19 protein-coding genes are annotated in these 17,865 nt (G+C 73.2%); 12 read left to right on the forward strand and 7 right to left on the reverse strand.

All coding sequences use genetic code 11. The features are described from left to right. The first annotated feature begins 8 nt into the window (after positions 1 to 8). Positions 9 to 863, forward strand: a complete 855-nt coding sequence (locus ACSU6M_RS02615) for a carbohydrate ABC transporter permease (RefSeq protein ID WP_437066647.1) — start codon at positions 9 to 11, stop codon at positions 861 to 863. A 50-nt stretch (positions 864 to 913) separates the two neighbouring features. Continuing rightward, positions 914 to 2,239, forward strand: a complete 1,326-nt coding sequence (locus tag ACSU6M_RS02620) for a glycoside hydrolase family 32 protein (protein ID WP_437074978.1) — start codon at positions 914 to 916, stop codon at positions 2,237 to 2,239. A 67-nt stretch (positions 2,240 to 2,306) separates the two neighbouring features. Here the strand turns inward: ACSU6M_RS02620 and ACSU6M_RS02625 are convergent, their stop codons facing one another. After that, positions 2,307 to 3,374, reverse strand: a complete 1,068-nt coding sequence (locus ACSU6M_RS02625) for a LacI family DNA-binding transcriptional regulator (protein WP_437066649.1) — start codon at positions 3,372 to 3,374, stop codon at positions 2,307 to 2,309. Positions 3,375 to 3,495: 121 nt separating this feature from the next. Here ACSU6M_RS02625 and ACSU6M_RS02630 point away from each other — a divergent pair, with 121 nt between their 5' ends. Beyond that, positions 3,496 to 4,098: a DNA polymerase ligase N-terminal domain-containing protein gene (locus tag ACSU6M_RS02630; RefSeq protein WP_437066650.1), complete on the forward strand. Its 603-nt coding sequence runs from the start codon at positions 3,496 to 3,498 to the stop codon at positions 4,096 to 4,098. A 123-nt stretch (positions 4,099 to 4,221) separates the two neighbouring features. Then, on the forward strand, positions 4,222 to 4,665 hold the full coding sequence (locus tag ACSU6M_RS02635; RefSeq protein ID WP_437066651.1) for a cupin domain-containing protein: 444 nt from the start codon (positions 4,222 to 4,224) through the stop codon (positions 4,663 to 4,665). 8 nt (positions 4,666 to 4,673) lie between these two features. Here the strand turns inward: ACSU6M_RS02635 and ACSU6M_RS02640 are convergent, their stop codons facing one another. Beyond that, positions 4,674 to 5,132: a peroxiredoxin gene (locus ACSU6M_RS02640; protein WP_437066654.1), complete on the reverse strand. Its 459-nt coding sequence runs from the start codon at positions 5,130 to 5,132 to the stop codon at positions 4,674 to 4,676. Positions 5,133 to 5,176: 44 nt separating this feature from the next. Next, positions 5,177 to 5,944 (reverse strand): helix-turn-helix domain-containing protein, encoded by a 768-nt coding sequence (locus ACSU6M_RS02645; RefSeq protein ID WP_437066655.1) that lies wholly within the window; start codon positions 5,942 to 5,944, stop codon positions 5,177 to 5,179. Positions 5,945 to 6,043: 99 nt separating this feature from the next. Here ACSU6M_RS02645 and ACSU6M_RS02650 point away from each other — a divergent pair, with 99 nt between their 5' ends. The 6 genes from ACSU6M_RS02650 (at position 6,044) to hemC (ending at position 11,909) form a co-directional block, all read left to right on the forward strand. After that, positions 6,044 to 7,153 carry an MFS transporter gene (locus tag ACSU6M_RS02650; protein WP_437074980.1) on the forward strand — a complete coding sequence of 370 codons (1,110 nt, stop codon included), beginning with the start codon at positions 6,044 to 6,046 and terminating at the stop codon, positions 7,151 to 7,153. Between the two features lie 120 nt (positions 7,154 to 7,273). Next, positions 7,274 to 8,254: an ATP-dependent DNA ligase gene (locus ACSU6M_RS02655; protein WP_437066656.1), complete on the forward strand. Its 981-nt coding sequence runs from the start codon at positions 7,274 to 7,276 to the stop codon at positions 8,252 to 8,254. Between the two features lie 114 nt (positions 8,255 to 8,368). After that, on the forward strand, positions 8,369 to 9,145 hold the full coding sequence (locus ACSU6M_RS02660) for an NPP1 family protein (protein WP_437066657.1): 777 nt from the start codon (positions 8,369 to 8,371) through the stop codon (positions 9,143 to 9,145). Positions 9,146 to 9,245: 100 nt separating this feature from the next. Next, positions 9,246 to 10,262, forward strand: coding sequence for a questin oxidase family protein (locus tag ACSU6M_RS02665; protein WP_437066658.1), 1,017 nt, complete (start codon positions 9,246 to 9,248; stop codon positions 10,260 to 10,262). A 20-nt stretch (positions 10,263 to 10,282) separates the two neighbouring features. Further along, the gene (locus ACSU6M_RS02670) at positions 10,283 to 10,894 is read left to right on the forward strand and encodes a hypothetical protein (protein ID WP_437066660.1); all 612 of its coding nucleotides are present in this window, start codon (positions 10,283 to 10,285) and stop codon (positions 10,892 to 10,894) included. Positions 10,895 to 10,973: 79 nt separating this feature from the next. Continuing rightward, a complete protein-coding gene (gene hemC, locus ACSU6M_RS02675; RefSeq protein WP_437066661.1) occupies positions 10,974 to 11,909 on the forward strand; it encodes a hydroxymethylbilane synthase in 936 nt (311 codons plus the stop codon). Positions 11,910 to 11,923: 14 nt separating this feature from the next. On the opposite strand, the gene ACSU6M_RS02680 is transcribed toward hemC, so the two are convergent. Further along, positions 11,924 to 12,445 (reverse strand): hypothetical protein, encoded by a 522-nt coding sequence (locus ACSU6M_RS02680; protein WP_437066663.1) that lies wholly within the window; start codon positions 12,443 to 12,445, stop codon positions 11,924 to 11,926. Between the two features lie 422 nt (positions 12,446 to 12,867). On the opposite strand from ACSU6M_RS02680, the gene ACSU6M_RS02685 reads away from it, so the two are divergent. Beyond that, entirely contained in the window at positions 12,868 to 13,662 is a 795-nt protein-coding gene (locus tag ACSU6M_RS02685; protein ID WP_437066665.1) for a SigB/SigF/SigG family RNA polymerase sigma factor, read from the forward strand. Between the two features lie 52 nt (positions 13,663 to 13,714). Here the strand turns inward: ACSU6M_RS02685 and ACSU6M_RS02690 are convergent, their stop codons facing one another. Further along, positions 13,715 to 14,047, reverse strand: a complete 333-nt coding sequence (locus ACSU6M_RS02690; protein WP_437066667.1) for an ANTAR domain-containing protein — start codon at positions 14,045 to 14,047, stop codon at positions 13,715 to 13,717. A gap of 133 nt (positions 14,048 to 14,180) precedes the next feature. Here ACSU6M_RS02690 and ACSU6M_RS02695 point away from each other — a divergent pair, with 133 nt between their 5' ends. Then, positions 14,181 to 14,975 carry a VOC family protein gene (locus ACSU6M_RS02695; protein ID WP_437066668.1) on the forward strand — a complete coding sequence of 265 codons (795 nt, stop codon included), beginning with the start codon at positions 14,181 to 14,183 and terminating at the stop codon, positions 14,973 to 14,975. A gap of 136 nt (positions 14,976 to 15,111) precedes the next feature. Here the strand turns inward: ACSU6M_RS02695 and glgX are convergent, their stop codons facing one another. Together glgX and ACSU6M_RS02705 are read right to left on the reverse strand one after the other, a co-directional pair. Continuing rightward, positions 15,112 to 17,259, reverse strand: coding sequence for a glycogen debranching protein GlgX (gene glgX, locus ACSU6M_RS02700; protein ID WP_437066670.1), 2,148 nt, complete (start codon positions 17,257 to 17,259; stop codon positions 15,112 to 15,114). Beyond that, positions 17,256 to 17,768, reverse strand: coding sequence for a pep a2 (locus ACSU6M_RS02705; RefSeq protein WP_437066672.1), 513 nt, complete (start codon positions 17,766 to 17,768; stop codon positions 17,256 to 17,258). Before ACSU6M_RS02705 ends, glgX begins: the two co-directional genes overlap by 4 nt. Between the last annotated feature and the right edge of the window lie 97 nt (positions 17,769 to 17,865).

Here is a 17,865-nt window from a genome sequence, read left to right on the forward strand (position 1 = left end):
AAGTCCCCATGAGCCAAGCGATCTCGACCCTGAGCCGTGCCCGGCACTCACTCGCGCCGTGGGCGCGGATCGCCGCCCTCGCGGTGTGCGCGCTGCTGACCCTCGGCCCGGTCGTCTGGACCGTCTCCACCTCCCTGCGCACCCCCGCCGAGTCCCTGGACCTGCCACCGCGGATCATCCCCGCCGATCCGACGGCGGATGCCTACCGCGGGGTCTTCGAGCAGATCGACGTCTGGCTGCTCGCGCTGAACTCCACGCTGGTCACCGCCCTGATCGCGGTCGGCCAGATGATCACCGCGTGCCTCGCCGGATACGCCTTCGCGCGCCTGGAGTTCCGCTTCAAGAAGCCGCTGTTCGCACTGGTCCTCGCGACCATGATGGTGCCGCTCCAGGTCACCATCGTGCCGGTGTTCCTGGTGCTGAAGTCGATGAGCCTGACCGACACCCTGCTCGGCCTGATCATCCCGGCCTTCCCGACCGCGTTCGGCACGTTCCTGATGCGCCAGTACTTCCTCGGCATGCCGAAGGACCTCGGCGAGGCGGCGATGCTCGACGGGGCCGGGCCCTGGCGGGTGTTCCGGTCGGTGTACGCGCCGCTGGCCGCGCCCGGTCTGGCGATCGTCGGCGTGCTGGCCTTCAACTACCACTGGAACGAGTTCTTCCGCCCGCTGATCCTGGAGACCTCCGGCCAGAACTACACCCTCCCGCTGGGCCTGGTCTCCCTCCAGGGCAACCTCGGCACCGGCTCCATCTCCGTCGTACTCGCCGGTGTCGTCCTGTCCATGATCCCCGCCGTCGCCGTGTTCGTCGTCGGCCAGCGCCCTCTCCGCGAGGGCATCACCTCCGCAGGAGTCAACCGTTGAAGCACGACCCCGACGCCCCGCGATTCCGGGTCCGTCCGCCCGCCGCCTGGATGAACGACCCCAACGGGCCCTTCCGCTGGCGCGGCCGGCACCACCTGTTCTACCAGCACAACCCCCACGCCCCGCTCCACGCCAACGTCCACTGGGGCCACGCCTCCAGCACCGACCTCGCCCACTGGGACCACCATCCCGTCGCCCTGGCCCCGACCCCCGGCGGCCCCGACGAGGCGGGCTGCTGGTCGGGGTGCGTGGTGGACGACGACGGCACACCGACGGCCGTCTACACCGGCGTCGACCGCCGTCACACCGGCGTCGGCACCGTCTGCCTGGCCCGCGCGGCCGACCCGGACGACGACACGCTCACCGCGTGGCTGCCGCTGCCCGAACCGGTGGTCTCCGGTCCGCCCGCCGACCTCGACGTGGTGATGTTCCGCGATCCGTTCGTCTTCCGGTACGCGGGCCGGCGCTGGGCGCTGCTGGGCGCGGGGCACGCCGACGGCACGCCGTCCGTGCTGCTGTACGACTGCCAGGACCTGACGGACTGGCGGTTCGCCGGGGTGCTCCTCGACGGCAACGACCCGCGGGCGGTCGACGCGTTCGGCGACAAGGCGGTCGGCTGGGAGTGCCCGCAGCTGGCGCGGACGCCGGGCGGGGAGTGGGTGCTGGTGGTGTCGCTGTGGGACGGGGATCCGCACTCCACCGGGTACCTGACGGGCCGTCTGATCACCGACGCGGACGGCGGGTTGAGCTTCGGCACCCGCACCGGCGGCCGTCTCGACCTCGGCCGCGACTTCTACGCCCCGGCCGTGCTCCAGGAGGAGGACCGGACCCTGCTGTGGGGCTGGTCGTGGGAGGCGCGGGAGCCGAGCGAGGTGGCGGAGGCCGGCTGGGCCGGCGTCCTGACCGCACCCCGCGTGCTGGATGTGCACGCCGACGGCACCCTGCGCGTCGTACCGGCCCCGGAGCTGGAACTCCTGCGCGCTCCCGAGCCGTTGGTGACCGGGCCGGGTCGGGCCGGGCTGCCCGACGCGTACGACCTGACGGTGACCGCGCGGACGGCGACGACGGTGTCGCTGCTGCGCTCGCCCTCGGGCGGGGAGCTGACGCTGCGGCTGGATCCGGCGGAGGGCACGCTCGTCCTGGACCGGTCGGGCTGGCCGCGCGTGGGCCGGGAGGGATCGGCTCCGGTCCTCGCGCGGGTGCCGGGCGGAGCGGAACTCACCGTGCGCGTGCTGGTGGACGGTTCGCTCTACGAGGTCTTCGCGGCCGACCGCGCGATGATCACCGAACGGGTCTACCGGCGGCCGGGGGATGTACCGGAGCTGGGGGTTAGCGGGGCCGACGCCGCGGTCGTGGCCTGGGAGTTGACCCCGTAGGGACGGCGGCAGGGGCCGCCCGGCGAGCCGAGGCCCGCCGGGCGGCCCTTCGGCGTGCCGGGCGGGCTCAGCGCGCGGCGGGGGCCGGTCCGACCGAGGCCCGGTTCACCACCGGGCACGCCAGGCGGCGCACGGTGGCGGGCGGGGTGCGGCCGGTGCCGATGGCATCGAGGAGGAGGCGGGCGGCGGCCTCGCCCATCGCCCGGTGCGGCAGCGCGACCGTGGTGAGGGCCGGGGTGAGGAAGGCGGCCATGTGCTCCTGGTCGTCGTAGCCGACCACCGACAGCTCGCCCGGCACGTCGATGCCGAGGCGGGCCGCGGCGTGCAGGACCCCCGCGGCGACGCGGTCGTTGTAGCAGAAGACCCCGGTGGGGCGGTCCTGCGGCGCGACGCCGTCGAACAGCCGTATGGCGCCCTCGTAGCCGCCGGAGATCTCGCCCCCGGTGCGCACCACCCAGTCCTTGGGCACGGTGATGCCCTCCGCCCGCAGGGCGTCGCGGAAGCCGCGCAGCCGCTCCACCGAGGCGATGTCGTGCAGCCCCCCGACCATCGCGGCCCTGCGGTGCCCCTGCTCCAGGAGCAGCCGGGCCGCGGTACGGCCGCCCGCGCGTTCGGCGGGCACCACGGCGGGCAGCGAGTCGTCCTCGGGCAGGCAGTTGGCGAGCACCGAGTGGGTGCGGTGCAGCCCCTCGGGGACGCGCACGCTGCGCAGGGACATGGAGGCGTAGATGATGCCGTCCACGCGCCGGTCGAGGAGTTCGGCGACGGCCGCGTCCTCCTTGGCCGGGTCGCCGCCGGAGTCCATGGTGAGGACGAGGTGCTCGTCGGCCCAAGCGGTCTCCATGGCGCCGCGCAGCAGCCGCCCGGCGAACGGCGAGGAGGCGATCTCGTCGGTGACCAGGCCGATCACGGCCGTACGGCGGCGGCGCAGGCCGCGGGCGACGGGGTCGGGGCGGTAGCCGAGCTGTGCGGCGGCCTGTCGGATGCGTTCCTGGGTGGCGGGCGAGAGGTTGCCCTCGGCCCGGCCGTTGAACACGAAGGACACCGCCGTGTGGGACACCCCGGCGAGCCGGGCGACATCCCGTGACGTGGGACGTCCCTGTCCCGCGGTCTGCTTCTCCTCGGCGCTGCCCATGCCGTCCGCCGTCCTCGTCCCCGCCCGTCCGGTTGATCGTCCTCACCCTATCCGTGACGCCGGTCGAGGGGTACGGCCCAGGTCACGCGGGTACCCGGGGGCACGCGGAAGGAGGCTTGAGGTGGGTGCTGAGGACCGGCTGCGGGAGTACCGCGGCAAGCGCGACTTCTCCCGGACGGCGGAGCCCGAGGGCGCGCCCGCGGCCCGCGACGACGAGCCGCGTTTCGTGGTGCAGATCCATGACGCGAGCACGATGCACTTCGACTTCCGGCTCCAGGTGGACGACGCGCTGAAGTCCTGGTCGGTGCCCAAGGGCCCGTCGGCCGACCCGCGCGACAAGCGCCTCGCGATGCCGACGGAGGACCATCCGCTGGAGTACGAGGAGTTCGAGGGCGTCATCCCGGCCGGCGAGTACGGCGGCGGCACGGTCATCGTCTGGGACCACGGCACGTACGAGCCGCTCAGCCACGACCGGCGGGGGCGTCCCGTCGGCTTCGCCGAGTCCCTGGAACGGGGGCACGCGACCTTCCGGCTCAAGGGGGCGAAGCTGCACGGCGAGTACGCGCTGACCCGGTTCCGCGGCGGGGACGGCTACGAGCGCGAGGCGTGGCTGCTGGTGAAGGCGGCGAAGGGACCGAAGGGGCAGGGCGCCCCGGACCCGCGGCGGGCGCGCTCGGTGCGGACGGGGCGGACGCTGGGGCAGGTCGAGGCGGAGGAGGGCTGAGGCCCACCGGCCGGGGTTCTCCGTGTCGATGTGCCCAATACGGCACGAGCGGGCTCTCCTGACGCCTATCTTCGGGCTGCGCCCGCTTCTCGGCGTGTCCCCGACAGACCAGGAGGCCCCTGTATGCCCAGCCCCCGCACAGCGCTCCGTCTCGTCACCGCCACGATGCTCACCGCCGCCGGCGTCCTGACCGGGGGCGTGGCCGAGGCGACCCCGCCGGGGTCCGGGGTGACCGGGCGGGTCATCGCGCGGACGACGATCGGCGGCACCGACTACATCCTGCGCGAGGTGACCGTCCCGCCGGGGCAGGCCACGGGCTGGCACTACCACGACGGCCCCCTGTACGGATACGTCAAGCAGGGCACCCTCAGTCATCACGACTCCACCTGCGCCTCCGACGGCGTGTACCCGCGGGGCAGCGTCGTCGAGGAACCGGCCGGGCCGACGAACGTCCACATAGGCCGCAATCTGGGCGACACGACGGTCGTCCTGGAGGTGCTCTACGTCCTGCCGCAGGGGGCGCCGTTCGCGCGGGACGCCGCCAATCCGGGCTGCCCGTTCGAGTAGGGGCCGGGTCAGCCGCGCAGCGCGGCGAGGGCGCGGTCGGCGTGGGTGTTCATGCGCAGTTCGCTGCGCACGACCTCCAGCACCTTCCGGTCGCGCCCTATGACGAAGGTGACCCGCTTGGTCGGCGCCAGGCTGAACCCCCGCTTGACCCCGAAGCGTTCGCGGACCGTGCCGTCGGCGTCGGACAGCAGCGGCATGCCGAGCGTGTGCCTCCCGGCGAACTCCGCCTGCCGGTCCACGCTGTCCCCGCTGATGCCGACGGGGGTCGCGCCGACGGCGGCGAACTCGGCGGCGAGGTCCCGGAAGTGGCATGCCTCGGCGGTGCAGCCGGGGGTCATGGCGGCGGGGTAGAAGAACAGCACCACCGGGCCGTCGGCCAGCAGCCGCGTCAGCCGGCGCATGGCGCCCGTCTCGTCCGGCAGCTCGAAGTCCTCGACGATGTCGCCGACTTGGGGGTGCCCGCCCATGCTTCCTCCTCCGGTGGCCTGCCGCGCCACATTACTGGACGGTATTACCGGCGTTCGCGGGCCCCCGGTGTGTGGCCGAACGCCCGGTGGAAGACGTCGATGAAGGCGCTGGCGGAGGACCGGCCGCAGCGGTGCGCGACGGTGGTCACCGGGGTGTCCTCGGCGAGCATGCGCAGGGCGTGGAAGAGGCGCGACTGGGTGCGCCACTGCGGGAAGGTCATCCCGAGTTCCCGGCGGAAGAGCCGGCTGAGGGTGCGCTCGGAGGCACCGGTGGCGGCGCCGAGCTCGGCGAGGGTGCGGCGGTCCGCCGGGTCGGCGTGGACCAGGTCGCACACGGCGGCCAGCCGGGGATCGGCCGGTGTGGGCAGCCGCATCGGCTCGTGCGGCGAGGCGCGCAGCCGGTCGCGCAGGACGCCGAGCAGCCGGCGGCGCTCGGGGGTGTCGTCCGGGGGTTCGCGCGTGTACGCCACGATCAGCTCGCGCAGCAGCGGGCCGACGGTGAGGACGGTGGGGGTGTCCAGGCCGAGCGGGTTGTCGCCGGCGGGCAGGCCCACGAGGTGCAGGTCGAGGGTGCCGTGGGCGCGGTGGGCGTGCACGGTGCCGGCCGGGATCCACAGGGCCCGGGTGCCGGGTGCGAACCAGGTCCCGGCGTCGGTGGTGACGGCCAGCACGCCGGAGCCCGCGTAGACGATCTGGTGCTCGTCGTGCCGGTGGGCGTCGATGCGCTCGCCGGGGGCCAGCCGCTGGGCGCGGGTGGGCGCCTCGGGTGTGTGGCGGACGGTGTGGACGGCTCCCTGGCGGATGTTCGACACAGCTGGGCAGCTTATCGAAAGCGCGCCATAGGGCCGGGGCGCGACGATCGCGGAGTGCTGCAGAGATCCCCTTCCTTCTCCCGCCGTCCCGTCGCCCTGATGTCGGTGGGGCACGCGTGCGTCGACGTCTACCAGGGCGCGGTGGCCGCCCTGGTGCCGTACTTCGTCGCCGAGCGCGCCTACACCTACGCGGCCGCCTCCGGTGTGGTCCTCGCCGCCTCCTTGCTGTCGTCGGTGGTGCAGCCGCTGTTCGGCGTGCTCACCGACCGGTGGGCCCTGCCGTGGCTGCTGCCGCTGAGCGCGCTGGCGGCGGGGGCCGGGGTGGGGCTGAGCGGTGTGGGCGGCGGCTACCCGGCGACGCTGGCGGCCGTCGCGCTGTCGGGGGTCGGCGTGGCCGCGTACCACCCGGAGGCCGCCCGGATCGCGCGGCAGGCGGCAGCGGGCGGACAGGCGGGGATGGGGTGGTTCGCGCTGGGCGGCAACGTGGGGTTCGCCCTCGCCCCGCTGCTGGTGTGGGCCGTGGTGGCGACCGGCGGTCTGCGCGCCACTCCCCTGCTGGTCGCGCCCGCGCTGGTGGGCGCGGTGCTGTGCGCGGCGACGGTACGGGCGCTCCGTCCCCCGGCCGCGGCCGTGCGCGGCCGGGCGGGGGACGGCGACGACGACTGGCCGTCGTTCCTGCGGCTGTCGGGTGCGGTGGTGTGCCGCTCGATCGTGTTCGTGGGCCTGAGCGCCTTCGTCTCGCTGTACGTCCGTGAGCGCACCGGGGGCGGTGAGACGGCCGGTACGGTCGCGCTGTTCGTGCTGTACGCGGGCGGTGCCGTGGGCACGGTGGCGGGCGCGCGGCTCGCCGACCGGTGCGGCAGGGTGGCCGTGGTGCGCCGGTCGTACGCCGTGACGGCCGTCGCCGTCGCGGGTTTGCTGCTGGTGCCGGGGCCGGGGGTGTACGGGTGCGTGGCCCTCGTCTCGGCCGGGTTGTACGTGCCGTTCGCGCTGCATGTCACGCTCGGCCAGGACTGCCTGCGGCGCCGGGTGGGCACCGCGAGCGGCGTCACGCTGGGTCTGACGGTGAGCGTCGGCGGCCTCGCCGCACCCGCGCTGGGGGCGCTGGCCGACGCGACCTCGCTGCGCACGGCCCTGCTGCCGCTGATCGCCCTGCCCGCGGTGGCGTGGCTGCTGGTACGGGGGCTGCGCGAGCCCGGCGCGAGCTGACGGGCGCGCACACGCGCGATGCCGGCCGCAGGGCGCCCCCGGACACCGGTGGCGGCGCCGTTCAGGCGAAACCGCCCGGTGCCACGTATGCGCAGCGGCGGCCACGTCGAATCTCAAGCCGTGACCCTCCCGCTGATCGCCCCCATGCTCGCCACCCCCGGCACCCTGCCGCCCGCCGCGCAGGACGCGCGCTGGGCGTACGAGACCAAGCAGGACGGACAGCGGGCGGTGATCTACCTCCCCGGCGACGGCAGCCTGGTCCTGCGCGCCCGCTCCGGCGAGGAGATCACCGCCGCCTACCCCGAGCTGGGGCCGCTCGGCGCCGCGCTGGGCGGCACGCCCGCCGTCCTGGACGGGGAGGTCCTGGCGCTGGACGAGCACGGCCGGTCCGACTTCCAGCTGCTCCAGGCGCGCATGGGCCTCGCGCACGCCCCGGCCAGGGCCGCCCGCAAGGCCGCCGAGGCCCCGGTGCACCTGGCCGTGTTCGACGTGATGCACCTGGCGGGCCGCTCCCTGCTGCGCCTGCCCTACCGGCGCCGCCGGGTCCTGCTGGAGGAGCTGGCACTTCAGGGTCCGTACTGGTCGACGCCCAGGGCGCTGTTCGGCCACGGCGAGGAAGCCCTGGCCGCGACGCGCGAGCACGGTCTGGAGGGCCTGGTGTGCAAGCGGCTGGACTCGCTGTACGAGCCGGGTGTGCGCTCCCGCAACTGGATCAAGATCCGCAACATGACCGGCGTGGATGTGATCATCGGTGGCTGGCTGCCCGGCAAGGGGCGGCTGACCGGACTGCCGGGCGCGGTGCTGGTCGGCCAGCGGGCGGCGGGCCGGCTGCGGTACGTCGGCGGGGTGGGCACCGGCTGGAGCGAGGCCGAGCGGGAACAGCTGGCCGAGCTGCTGCGCGCGGACGCCACCGACGTGTGCCCCTTCGACCCGGTGCCGCGCACGCCCGGCGCCCACTGGGTGCGGCCGCGTCTCGTCGGCGAGGTCCGCTACAGCACCCGTACCCGCTCCGGCATGCTCCGCCAGCCGTCGTGGCTGCGCCTGCGGCCGGATCTGACGCCGGAGGAGTCCTCGGCCGACCTGCCCGGCGATCTCGTGTGACACGACGTGTTGGACTGTCCTTCACCACCCCGACCACTGCGGCCTCTTGGCGTGTCCGGCATTCGGCGCCATGCTGAACTGCCCTTCCCCCCCACAGCTGTTGAGGAGGACGCAGTGTCGTCACCGAGGACCGCCAAGCACCGCAGAAGATGGCTCGCCGGCCTCGCCGGAGCCGCCGCGCTCGTCCTGGCCTTCCCCGGCACCGCCCTGGCCGCTCCCCCGCAGGCGCTGCCGGCGAACGCCGACGGCCTGGAGCAGACGTTCCAGCCCGCCTACGACTACGACACGGACGGCTGCTACTCCACCCCCGCCATCGGCCCCGACGGCACGGTCAACGGCGGCCTCAGCCCGACCGGCGCCCTCAACGGCCAGTGCCGGGACGCCTGGGACCTGGACAACACCAACGGCTACGCGCGCTACAAGTGCAACAACGGCTGGTGCGGCATCCTCTACGCCCTCTACTTCGAGAAGGACCAGGCGCTCTCGGGCTCCAGCATCGGCGGGCACCGGCACGACTGGGAGCATGTGGCGGTGTGGGTGCAGGACAACCAGGTCAAGTACGTCTCGACGTCCAACCACGGCTCGTTCACCGTGCACTCGGCCGCGCAGATCCGCTTCGACGGCACCCACCCGAAGATCGTCTACCACAAGGACGGCATCAGCACCCACTGCTTCCGGGCCGCCAACTCCCGTGACGAGCCGCCGGAGAACCACGAGCGCACCTGGCAGTACCCGCCGCTGGTCGGCTGGAACGGCTACCCGGCCGGCATCCGCGACAAGCTGGTCTCCCACGACTTCGGCAGCGCCAACTTCGGTCTGAAGGACGGCAGTTTCGCCTCCCACCTGGCCTCGGCCAAGCCGTCGGGCATCCCCTTCGACCCCTACGCCTGAGCCGGGCGCCGATCGGTCCCGGGACCTACGACCCCCGGCGGCGCCGGGCTGGGTCCCGGGGCCGATCAGGCGCGGCCGCCGTCGGCGTAGTGTCACGGACATGACCACGCGCGACACGAGCGGACGGCTCGACGAAGCATTCGAACGGCTGCACACCTCCGGCCCGGAGTTCCGCGGCTGGCTCACCAACCACGCCCCCATGGTGGTCGAGGCGCTGGCCGCCCACGGGCAGGCCGGTGCCGTCCACCGCTGGCTCGACCTGTACAGCGACCGGCTGGACGAGTTCCCGGCCCCGGTGGAGCCCGTCACCGACGCCAACTGGCGTGAGGCGCTGGGCGATCCGCGCCGGGCCGCCGACTGGATCGCCTACTTCTCGCGGGCCGTCGCCGAACGCCCCTGGCGTGCGGTGCTCGCCGAGTGGTGGCCGCGCCTGCTGCCCGGCCTGTACGCCGCCGCCACGCACGGCGTCATCCGGGTCGGCCACGCCGTGCGGGCCCTGGAGGCGGAGGAGAACGAGCCCCGGCTGACCGAACTCGCGCACGCCCTCGGCTACTGGGCCGCCCGCCATCTGCCGGTCTCCGGCCTGGAGACGCTGCCCGGCGCGGACAGCGCCGCGCGCAGCCTGGACCTGGTGCCCCTCGTCGAGACGGCCGAGGGCGGCTATCTGGCCCGTCTCGCGGCCGTCCGCCGGCTTCCGGTGTGGGCGCAGGACGTGACCGACCCGGACACCGCGAGGGACCGGCTCACCGAGCTGGTGCGCACCGCCACCCACCGCTACGCCACCCACGGCCACGGCGAGGAGACGATGCTGGTGCACGCGGCGACCGCCCCCAACGCCGTCCTGCGCACCCTGGATTCGCTGCCGCGCGAGCTGTGGGTACCGAGCCTGCACGCGGCGTGGTCCGCGTCGGCCGCCGTCACCGCGATGTACGGGCCCGAGGAGCCGGTCGACTATGTCCCGCCGGCCCGGCTGACCGCCGAGGAGGTGGTCGAACGGGCCCTGGCACACGGTGACGAGCACGTCATCAAGCTGACCGACACCGCACTCGACGTGGGAGACGAACAGGCCCTCGCGGCGGCCCTGCGCTCGGTGGAGCTCAGCAGCCCGCTGGTGTGAGCGTGTGATGTCATGTGCCCATGAGGGACAAGGACTTGGGCCGCACCCCACTGCCCGCCGCCGGGCCCGAGCAGGCACTGCCCGCCGCCGGGCCCGAGCAGGCACTGCCCGCCGCCGGGCCCGAGCAGGCACTGGCCGCCTCCGTGCCCGAGAAGGTGCTGCTCGCCCTGGCCGAGGGCCATCACGCCCGCCGCGTCCGCCCGTTGGGCACGCACGAGGCCGCCGGGCACCTGGTGAAGGCGTACGCGATCGAGGCACCGGGCCGCACGGTGAGCGAGCGGGACGCGGGGGCGGCGCTGCGGATCGCGCAGGAGCAGCTGCGGTCGGCCGGGCAGCGCGGGACGACGGGGCTCGCGGTGCTGATCGCGCACGCGGGCGGCGACGGCGACTACCTGCTGCTGCACACCTGGATCGAGGCGTACATGTCCGATCTGACGGTCCTCACCGGCCCGGCGGGCGATCCGGAGCGGCTGCGGCCCGGACGGGCGGGGCTGGCTCCGTGCGTGTGGGAGGCGGCCGTCCTGGCCCATGAGCGGGAGGCGTACGTCCGCCGGGTGCTGGACGGCACCGGTCCGCTCGGGGAACGGCTGGCCGCCTGGGGTGCGGACACCCTGGAGGGCGACGTCAGATGAGGTGTGCGGGACGCCCGTGCGCCGGGTGACGCCGGGTGGCGGCCTGCCTCATCCGGCGCGGGGGCACTATCGTGAGCGCATGCCCGTTCCCGAAGTGATCCGGATCGTCTCCCGTGACTCGCCCATGGCGCTGGCCCAGGTGGAGCGTGTCCGCGCCGAGTTGACCGCGCTGTATCCCGATGTCCGCACCTCGGTGGTGCCGGTGAAGACCACCGGTGACAAGTGGCTCGGGGATCTGTCCCAGGTCGAGGGCAAGGGGGCGTTCACCAAGGAGGTGGACGCGGCCCTGCTGGCCGGGGAGGCCGATCTCGCGGTGCACTGCGTCAAGGACGTGCCCGCGGACCGGCCGCTGCCCGCGGGCACGGTGTTCGCCGCGTTCCTGAAGCGGGACGACATCCGCGACGCCCTGATCCACCCCGGCGGGCTCACCCTGGACGAGCTGCCGGAGGGCACCCGGATCGGCACCTCGTCGGTGCGCCGTATCGCCCAACTGGCGGCCACCCACCCGCATCTGGTGTGTGTGCCGTTCCGCGGCAACGCCAACCGGCGGCTGGAGAAGCTGGCGGCGGGCGACGCGGACGCGCTGCTGCTCGCGGTGTCCGGGCTGGAGCGGATCGGGCGGAGCGAGGTGATCAGCGAGGTGCTGTCGCCGGAGACGATGATGCCGCCGATCGGCGCGGGCATCCTCGCCCTGCAGTGCCGGGAGGGCGACACCGATCTGATCGACGCGGTCAGCGCCCTCGGTGACCCGGCCACGCACCGGGAGGCCACCGCCGAACGGATGTTCCTGCACGTCCTGCAGGGGCACTGCAACAGCCCCATCGCCGGCTACGCCCAGGTCGACCGCACCGGTGAACTGTCCCTGCGGGCCTGTGTGTTCACACCGGACGGCAAGACGCGGCTGAACGCCCACGAGTGGGCGGGGCGGCTGGACCCGGCCACCCTCGGCACCTCCGTCGCGGTGGCCCTGCTGCGCCAGGGCGCACGGGAGATCATCGACGGCATCCCGCACTGAGCCAGGGGGCACCGTCAGGCGGTGCCCTCCTCGGCCTGGTCGCGCAGGAAGGTGCTCACCTGGTGGGCGACGCCGCAGCCGGTGCCGGGATGCGCGCCGGAGGCGGCGGCCTCCTGGAGTCCCAGGCCGCCCACCCACAGGCGGCGCGCGGTCCACTCCTCGTCCACCCGCAGCTGGATCTGGACGTCGATCTGCCCGAGCGCGGCCTCGGGTCCGGCCGCGAACAGCACGGCGGTGGCGCGGCGCAGCGGATAGACGTCGTAGCCCTCGATGAACTGCGAGTTGCGCCAGTCCAGGAAGGCGCTCTCGCCGTCGGGGCCGAGGCGCACATCGATCTGGCCGTCCTCCAGATGGATGCCGAAGCGGCGTCCGCCGCGGTTCTCGACGGTCACCCGGAGGCTGAAGTAGGTCAGCCCCTCGGCGGCGTCGTCACGGCCGCGCGGCGGCTCGGACTGCTCAAGACGGTGGACGCGGACGCGCAGACCGGCATGCTCCTCGTACTCCTGCCAGTCCCCGACCACGTTCGGCTCGCACACAATGCACCCTCTCGACTACCGAGGTGCTTCCTATCCGTGCGCCGATCGCACTGTCAAATGAGCGGAATGCGCGGTGGCCAGGGGCTTCCGGGACGTGATCGGCGATCAAGCGCTGCCCAGCGGGAACGCCCGGAGGCGGGTACGGTTCTACGAGGAGGGCGTGCTGTACATCACTCTCCTGCCCCCGACCCCGTGGAGCCGGACGCCCTACCCCTGTGAAGTCGAGCGGTAGCAGGGCGTATAACTATTCACGAAATGCGTTTCGTCTGTGTGGAGGCGGGGAATCCACTTATCAGTGCTTCGGACCGGAGGCACATCCGTGGGACCGCGCCCGCCGGGCTCCGGTGCCTCCGAGCGTCCGAGCGCGTGCCTCCCCCACGGTGACTCCCATTCGGCACCACCCCGCCAGGGAGGTGCGCATCGTGCGTATCACCGGCAGCAGAACGAGGCAACACCCCCACGACGACGCTCCCGACACCGCCGAGGCATTCGAGAGGCTGCGGCAGCTGCCGGACGGAGCGGAGCGTGAGGCACTCCGGGAGGAGCTGGTCAGGGCATGGCTGCCCATGGCCGAGCGCATCGCCGTCCGCTTCCGCGGGCGCGGCGAGGCCCTGGAGGACCTGTACCAGGTCGCGGCCCTCGGCCTCGTCAAGGCCGTCGACCACTACGACCCCGACCGCGGTCACGCCTTCGAGGCGTACGCGGTACCCACCGTCACGGGAGAACTCAAGCGTCACTTCCGTGACCACATGTGGACGCTCCACGTCCCGCGCCGCGTCCAGGATCTGCGCAACCGCGTCCGGCGCGCCGCCAAGGAACTGTCCCAGACCACTCCCGGCCGGCCCCCGACGGTCGCCGAGATCGCCCGGCAGGCCGATCTCAGCGAGGCCGAGGTCCGCACCGGCATGGAGGCCCTGGAGTGCTTCTCCGCGCTGTCCCTGGACGCGGAGATGCCCGGCACCGACGGCTACGCCCTCGGCGACTCCATCGGCGGACCCGACCCGAGCTTCGACGTCGTCGTGGACCGGGTCGCCGTCAAGCCCTGCATCGAGGCCCTTCCGGAGCGCGAACGCACCATCCTCTACCTGCGCTTCTTCCAGGGCATGACGCAGAGCTCCATCGCCGAGCAGCTCGGCATCTCGCAGATGCACGTGTCCCGGCTGCTCAGCGGATGCTTCGCGCACCTGCGCGAGGAACTGCTCGCCGAGGCCCGATGAGCGGGCCCGTACGGCACACGAGGGGACCGGGTGCACCACCCGGTCCCCTCGCTCACTGCGCCGGGGCGCCGGGGATCTGCGTGGGGCCGTGGCGGTCCAGAGCCGCCTCCAGCTCGGCGCGGATCTGGGCGGGGATCTCCCCCGACCGCCCCCACAGCAGGATCAGCTCGGCGACATTGCGCAGCTTGATGTTGGTGTGCTGCGAGACCTCCCGCAGCACACTCCACCCCTCGTCGGGGGCGACACGCCCCAGCGCCACCATCATCCCGATGGCCTGGTCGACCACGGCGTGCGACGTCACGGCCTCCTTGAGCTGCTGCACCTCTTCCTGCAGCTCAGCGATCCGCTCCGTCTCGTCGGCGGGTTCACCCGGTCCCTGCGTCACGCGTACATCCTCCTTCTTCCCCCTCCCGAGTGCCAGTGGGGTACTCGGGAGGCGCAGCGCCCGGTTCCGGCCGGACACTGGGGGGAACACCGAACACCGCCAGCCACCCGCGTACGACATCAAGGCGAGTGCCATGAACCAGCAGACCCCCTCCACCACGGAGGTCGTCACCACCCACTCCGTGTTCGGCGCGCCCTGCTGGGTCAGTCTGACCAGCCGCGATCTGCCGGCCACCGAGACCTTCTACACCGCCGTACTGGGCTGGCGGTGGCGGTCCGCGAAGCTCGGCGACCGCTTCCGGATCGCGCTCGCGGACGGCGCGCCGGTCGCGGGGATCGCGGGCGTCGCGACCATGTGGCAGATGGCGGTCGCCTGGACGCCGTACTTCGCGGTCGCCAGTGCCAACGAGGCCGCGGCCCGCGCGCAGGAGCGCGGGGGCACCGTCGCGGTGGGCCCGATCTCCCTAGCGCCCGGCCGGGCCGCGCTGCTCGCCGACCGCGACGGGGCCACGTTCGGGATCTGGGAGGGCGAGCTGTTCACCGACTGGGAGACCTGGCGCCGCGCCTCCCCCGCCTTCATCCGGCTGCACACCCGTGACGCCTTCGACGCCGCCATCTTCTACGGCGAGGTCCTGGAGTGGGCCACCGCCCGCCCCGGCTGCTGCGAGGTGCACTACGAGGGCGAGGAGGTGGTGCTGCGCAGCGGCGGCGATGTCGTGGCCCGGATCGAGTCCGGTGCGCTGGAGGCGGCCCCCGATCCCACGATCCGCCCCCACTGGCAGGTCCACTTCGCCGTCGACGACGTCGAGGCGTGCGCCCGCGCCGCCGAGCTCAACGGCGGCAGCGTGCTCGGCAAGAACAGCGACGACGCGGTCCTGCGCGACCCGGACGGCGCCCAGTTCACGGTGACGGCCCGCCGCCCGCGCTGACCGCGCGCCGGGGCCTCGCGGCCTCGCCGCCTTCGGACTTCCGGGGCGGTATGGCCCCACCCCCTGGACGGTGGACGACATGGCTCGGGGCCCGGAGAGCCTCGGCAGGCTTCCGGGCCCCCGAGCCGGCCGTGTCTCAGCCCGTGCCGCGCGACGGACGGGACAGCAGGGTCAGGCTGCGGGCGCCGACGGTGACGACCGTGCCCGCCTTGTGCTCGGTCTCGTCCGGCAGTCCCTGGGGGTCGGCGGTGTCGATCAGGGCCGTCCAGCGTTCGCCGTAGGCGGCGCCGGGGAGGGTGAAGTCGACGGGCTCCCAGTAGCTGTTGAGCAGCAGCAGGAAGGAGTCGTCGACCACCCGCCGGCCCTGTGGATCCGGCTCGGCGATCGCGTCTCCGTTGAGGAACACGGCGACGGAGTGGGCGTCGGAGCGCTGCCAGTCCCCTTCCGTCATCTCCCGCGCGTCCGGCGCCAGCCAGACGAGGTCGGGCAGCGGCTGCCCGGCGTGGGTGACGGTCTCCCCGCGGAAGAAGCGGCGCCGGCGCAGCACCGGATGGCCGGACCGCAGCTCGATCAGCCGCCGCGTGAAGTCCATCAGCTCGCGCTGCTCGCCGCCGAGCCGCCAGTCGATCCAGGACAGCTCGTTGTCCTGGCAGTAGGCGTTGTTGTTGCCGCGCTGGGTGCGGCCGAGCTCGTCGCCGTGGCACAGCATCGGGATGCCCTGCGACAGCAGCAGCGTGGCGAGGAAGTTGCGCTGCATCCGTCCGCGCAGCTCCAGCACCGAGGGGTCGTCGGTCTCCCCCTCGACCCCGCAGTTCCAGGACCGGTTGTCGCTCTCGCCGTCCCGGTTGCCCTCGCCGTTGGCCTCGTTGTGCTTGTCGTTGTACGACACCAGGTCGCGCAGCGTGAAGCCGTCGTGCGCGGTGACGAAGTTGACGCTGGCCCGCGGCCGGCGCCGGCTGTGCTGGTACAGGTCGGAGGAGCCGGTCAGCCGGGAGGCGAACTCGCCGAGGGTGTTCTCACCGGTGCGCCAGAAGTCCCGCACGGTGTCCCGGTAACGGCCGTTCCACTCCGACCACAGCGGCGGGAAGTTGCCCACCTGGTAACCGCCCTCGCCGACGTCCCACGGTTCGGCGATCAGCTTGACCCTGCTGATCACCGGGTCCTGCTGGATCAGGTCGAAGAACGCCGACAGCCGGTCCACCTCGTGGAACTGCCGGGCCAGCGTGGCCGCCAGATCGAAGCGGAAGCCGTCGACATGCATCTCGGTCACCCAGTACCGCAGCGAGTCCATGATCAGCTGGAGCACGTACGGGTGCCGCATCAGCAGGCTGTTGCCGGTGCCGGTGGTGTCGTAGTAGTGCCCCCAGTCGCCGTCGACCAGCCGGTAGTACGAGGCGTTGTCGATGCCCCGGAAGGACAGGGTCGGGCCCTTCTCGTTGCCCTCGGCGGTGTGGTTGTAGACCACGTCGAGGATCACCTCGAGGCCGGCCGCGTGCAGCGCCTTGACCATGGCCTTGAACTCCGCGACCTGCTCCCCGCGGGTGCCGTGGGCGGCGTAGGCGTTGTGCGGGGCGAAGAAGCCGATGGTGTTGTAGCCCCAGTAGTTCGACAGGCCCCGGTCGAGCAGCACCCCGTCCTGCACGAACTGGTGCACCGGCATCAGCTCGACGGCCGTGACCCCGAGCCCGGTGAGATGGTCGATCACCGCCGGGTGCGCGAGCCCCGCGTAGGTGCCGCGCAGCTCGGGCGGCACCTCCGGGTGGGTGCGGGTCATCCCCTTGACGTGGGCCTCGTAGATGACGCTGTCGGCGTACGGGCGGCACGGCCGCCGGTCGTCGCCCCAGTCGAAGTCCGGGTCGGTGACCACGCCCAGCATGGTGTGGCCCGCGCTGTCGGCGGGGTCGGGCCCGCAGGCCGCGCGTTCGTACAGCGAGGGGTGGTTGTCGATCTGCCCGTCCACGGCGGTGGCGTACGGGTCGAGCAGCAGCTTGGCCGGATTGCAGCGCTGGCCGAGGGAGGGGTGCCAGGGTCCGTGCACCCGGTAGCCGTAGCGCTGGCCCGGTCCGACGCCCGGCAGATAGCCGTGCCACACGAAGCCGTCGACCTCGGTGAGCGGCACCTCGCTCGTGCGTCCGTCCCCGTCGACGAGAACCAGTTCCACGCGTTCGGCGACCTCGCTGAACAGCGCGAAATTGGTGCCCTCGCCGTCGTAGGAGGCACCCAACGGGTAGGGGCGCCCGCTCCACGCGGGCACCCCGTTCCTGGTCTTGCGTCGCGCCGTCACCGGGCGTCCTCCAGAACGCCGTCGGCATCTCGGGTGCGGCCGGCCAGCACCGCGGCCGGGATCTCGCGGGGCACCTGGAGCACCTCGCGCAGGCTGGGCGCGGGCGCCGTCGGCACCAGCGGCACGCGTTCGCCGGCGCGGGCCCGCTGCGAGAACCAGATGACCTTGCTGCCGGTGTCGGTGGCGCAGCACCCCCAGCCGTCGCTCGTGGCGGCGAGGTGTTCCAGGCAGTCGCGCAGGTCCTGGTCGGGGCGCAGGTCGCAGTCGTTCTCACCGATGGCGGTGATCAGGTGCTGACCGTTCCACCACATCTCGATGGAGGTGCGCTTGTCGGTGGCGTGCTCGTCGATGGCCGTCAGCAGAAGCTCGGCGGCGCGGCGGACGGGTTCCACGATCGTCTCCAGGTCCCAGTAGCGGAGATGGGCTGCCAGGATGCGTCCGACCTGTCCGACGCGTTCCGGGCTGACTTCCACGTCGAGGTGGTAGTAGCAGGGCACTGCGGTCTTCATCGTCGTTTGCTCCTCACCGGCCAGGCTCTCGCCGTTCCGGCCCTCGCGAACCGGCCCCGAGCACGAAGCGTGAGCACCGATCGCTTCTGAGTAAGCA

Origin of the sequence: Streptomyces sp. enrichment culture, assembly GCF_964272895.1 — a bacterium.
Classification (GTDB): domain Bacteria; phylum Actinomycetota; class Actinomycetes; order Streptomycetales; family Streptomycetaceae; genus Streptomyces.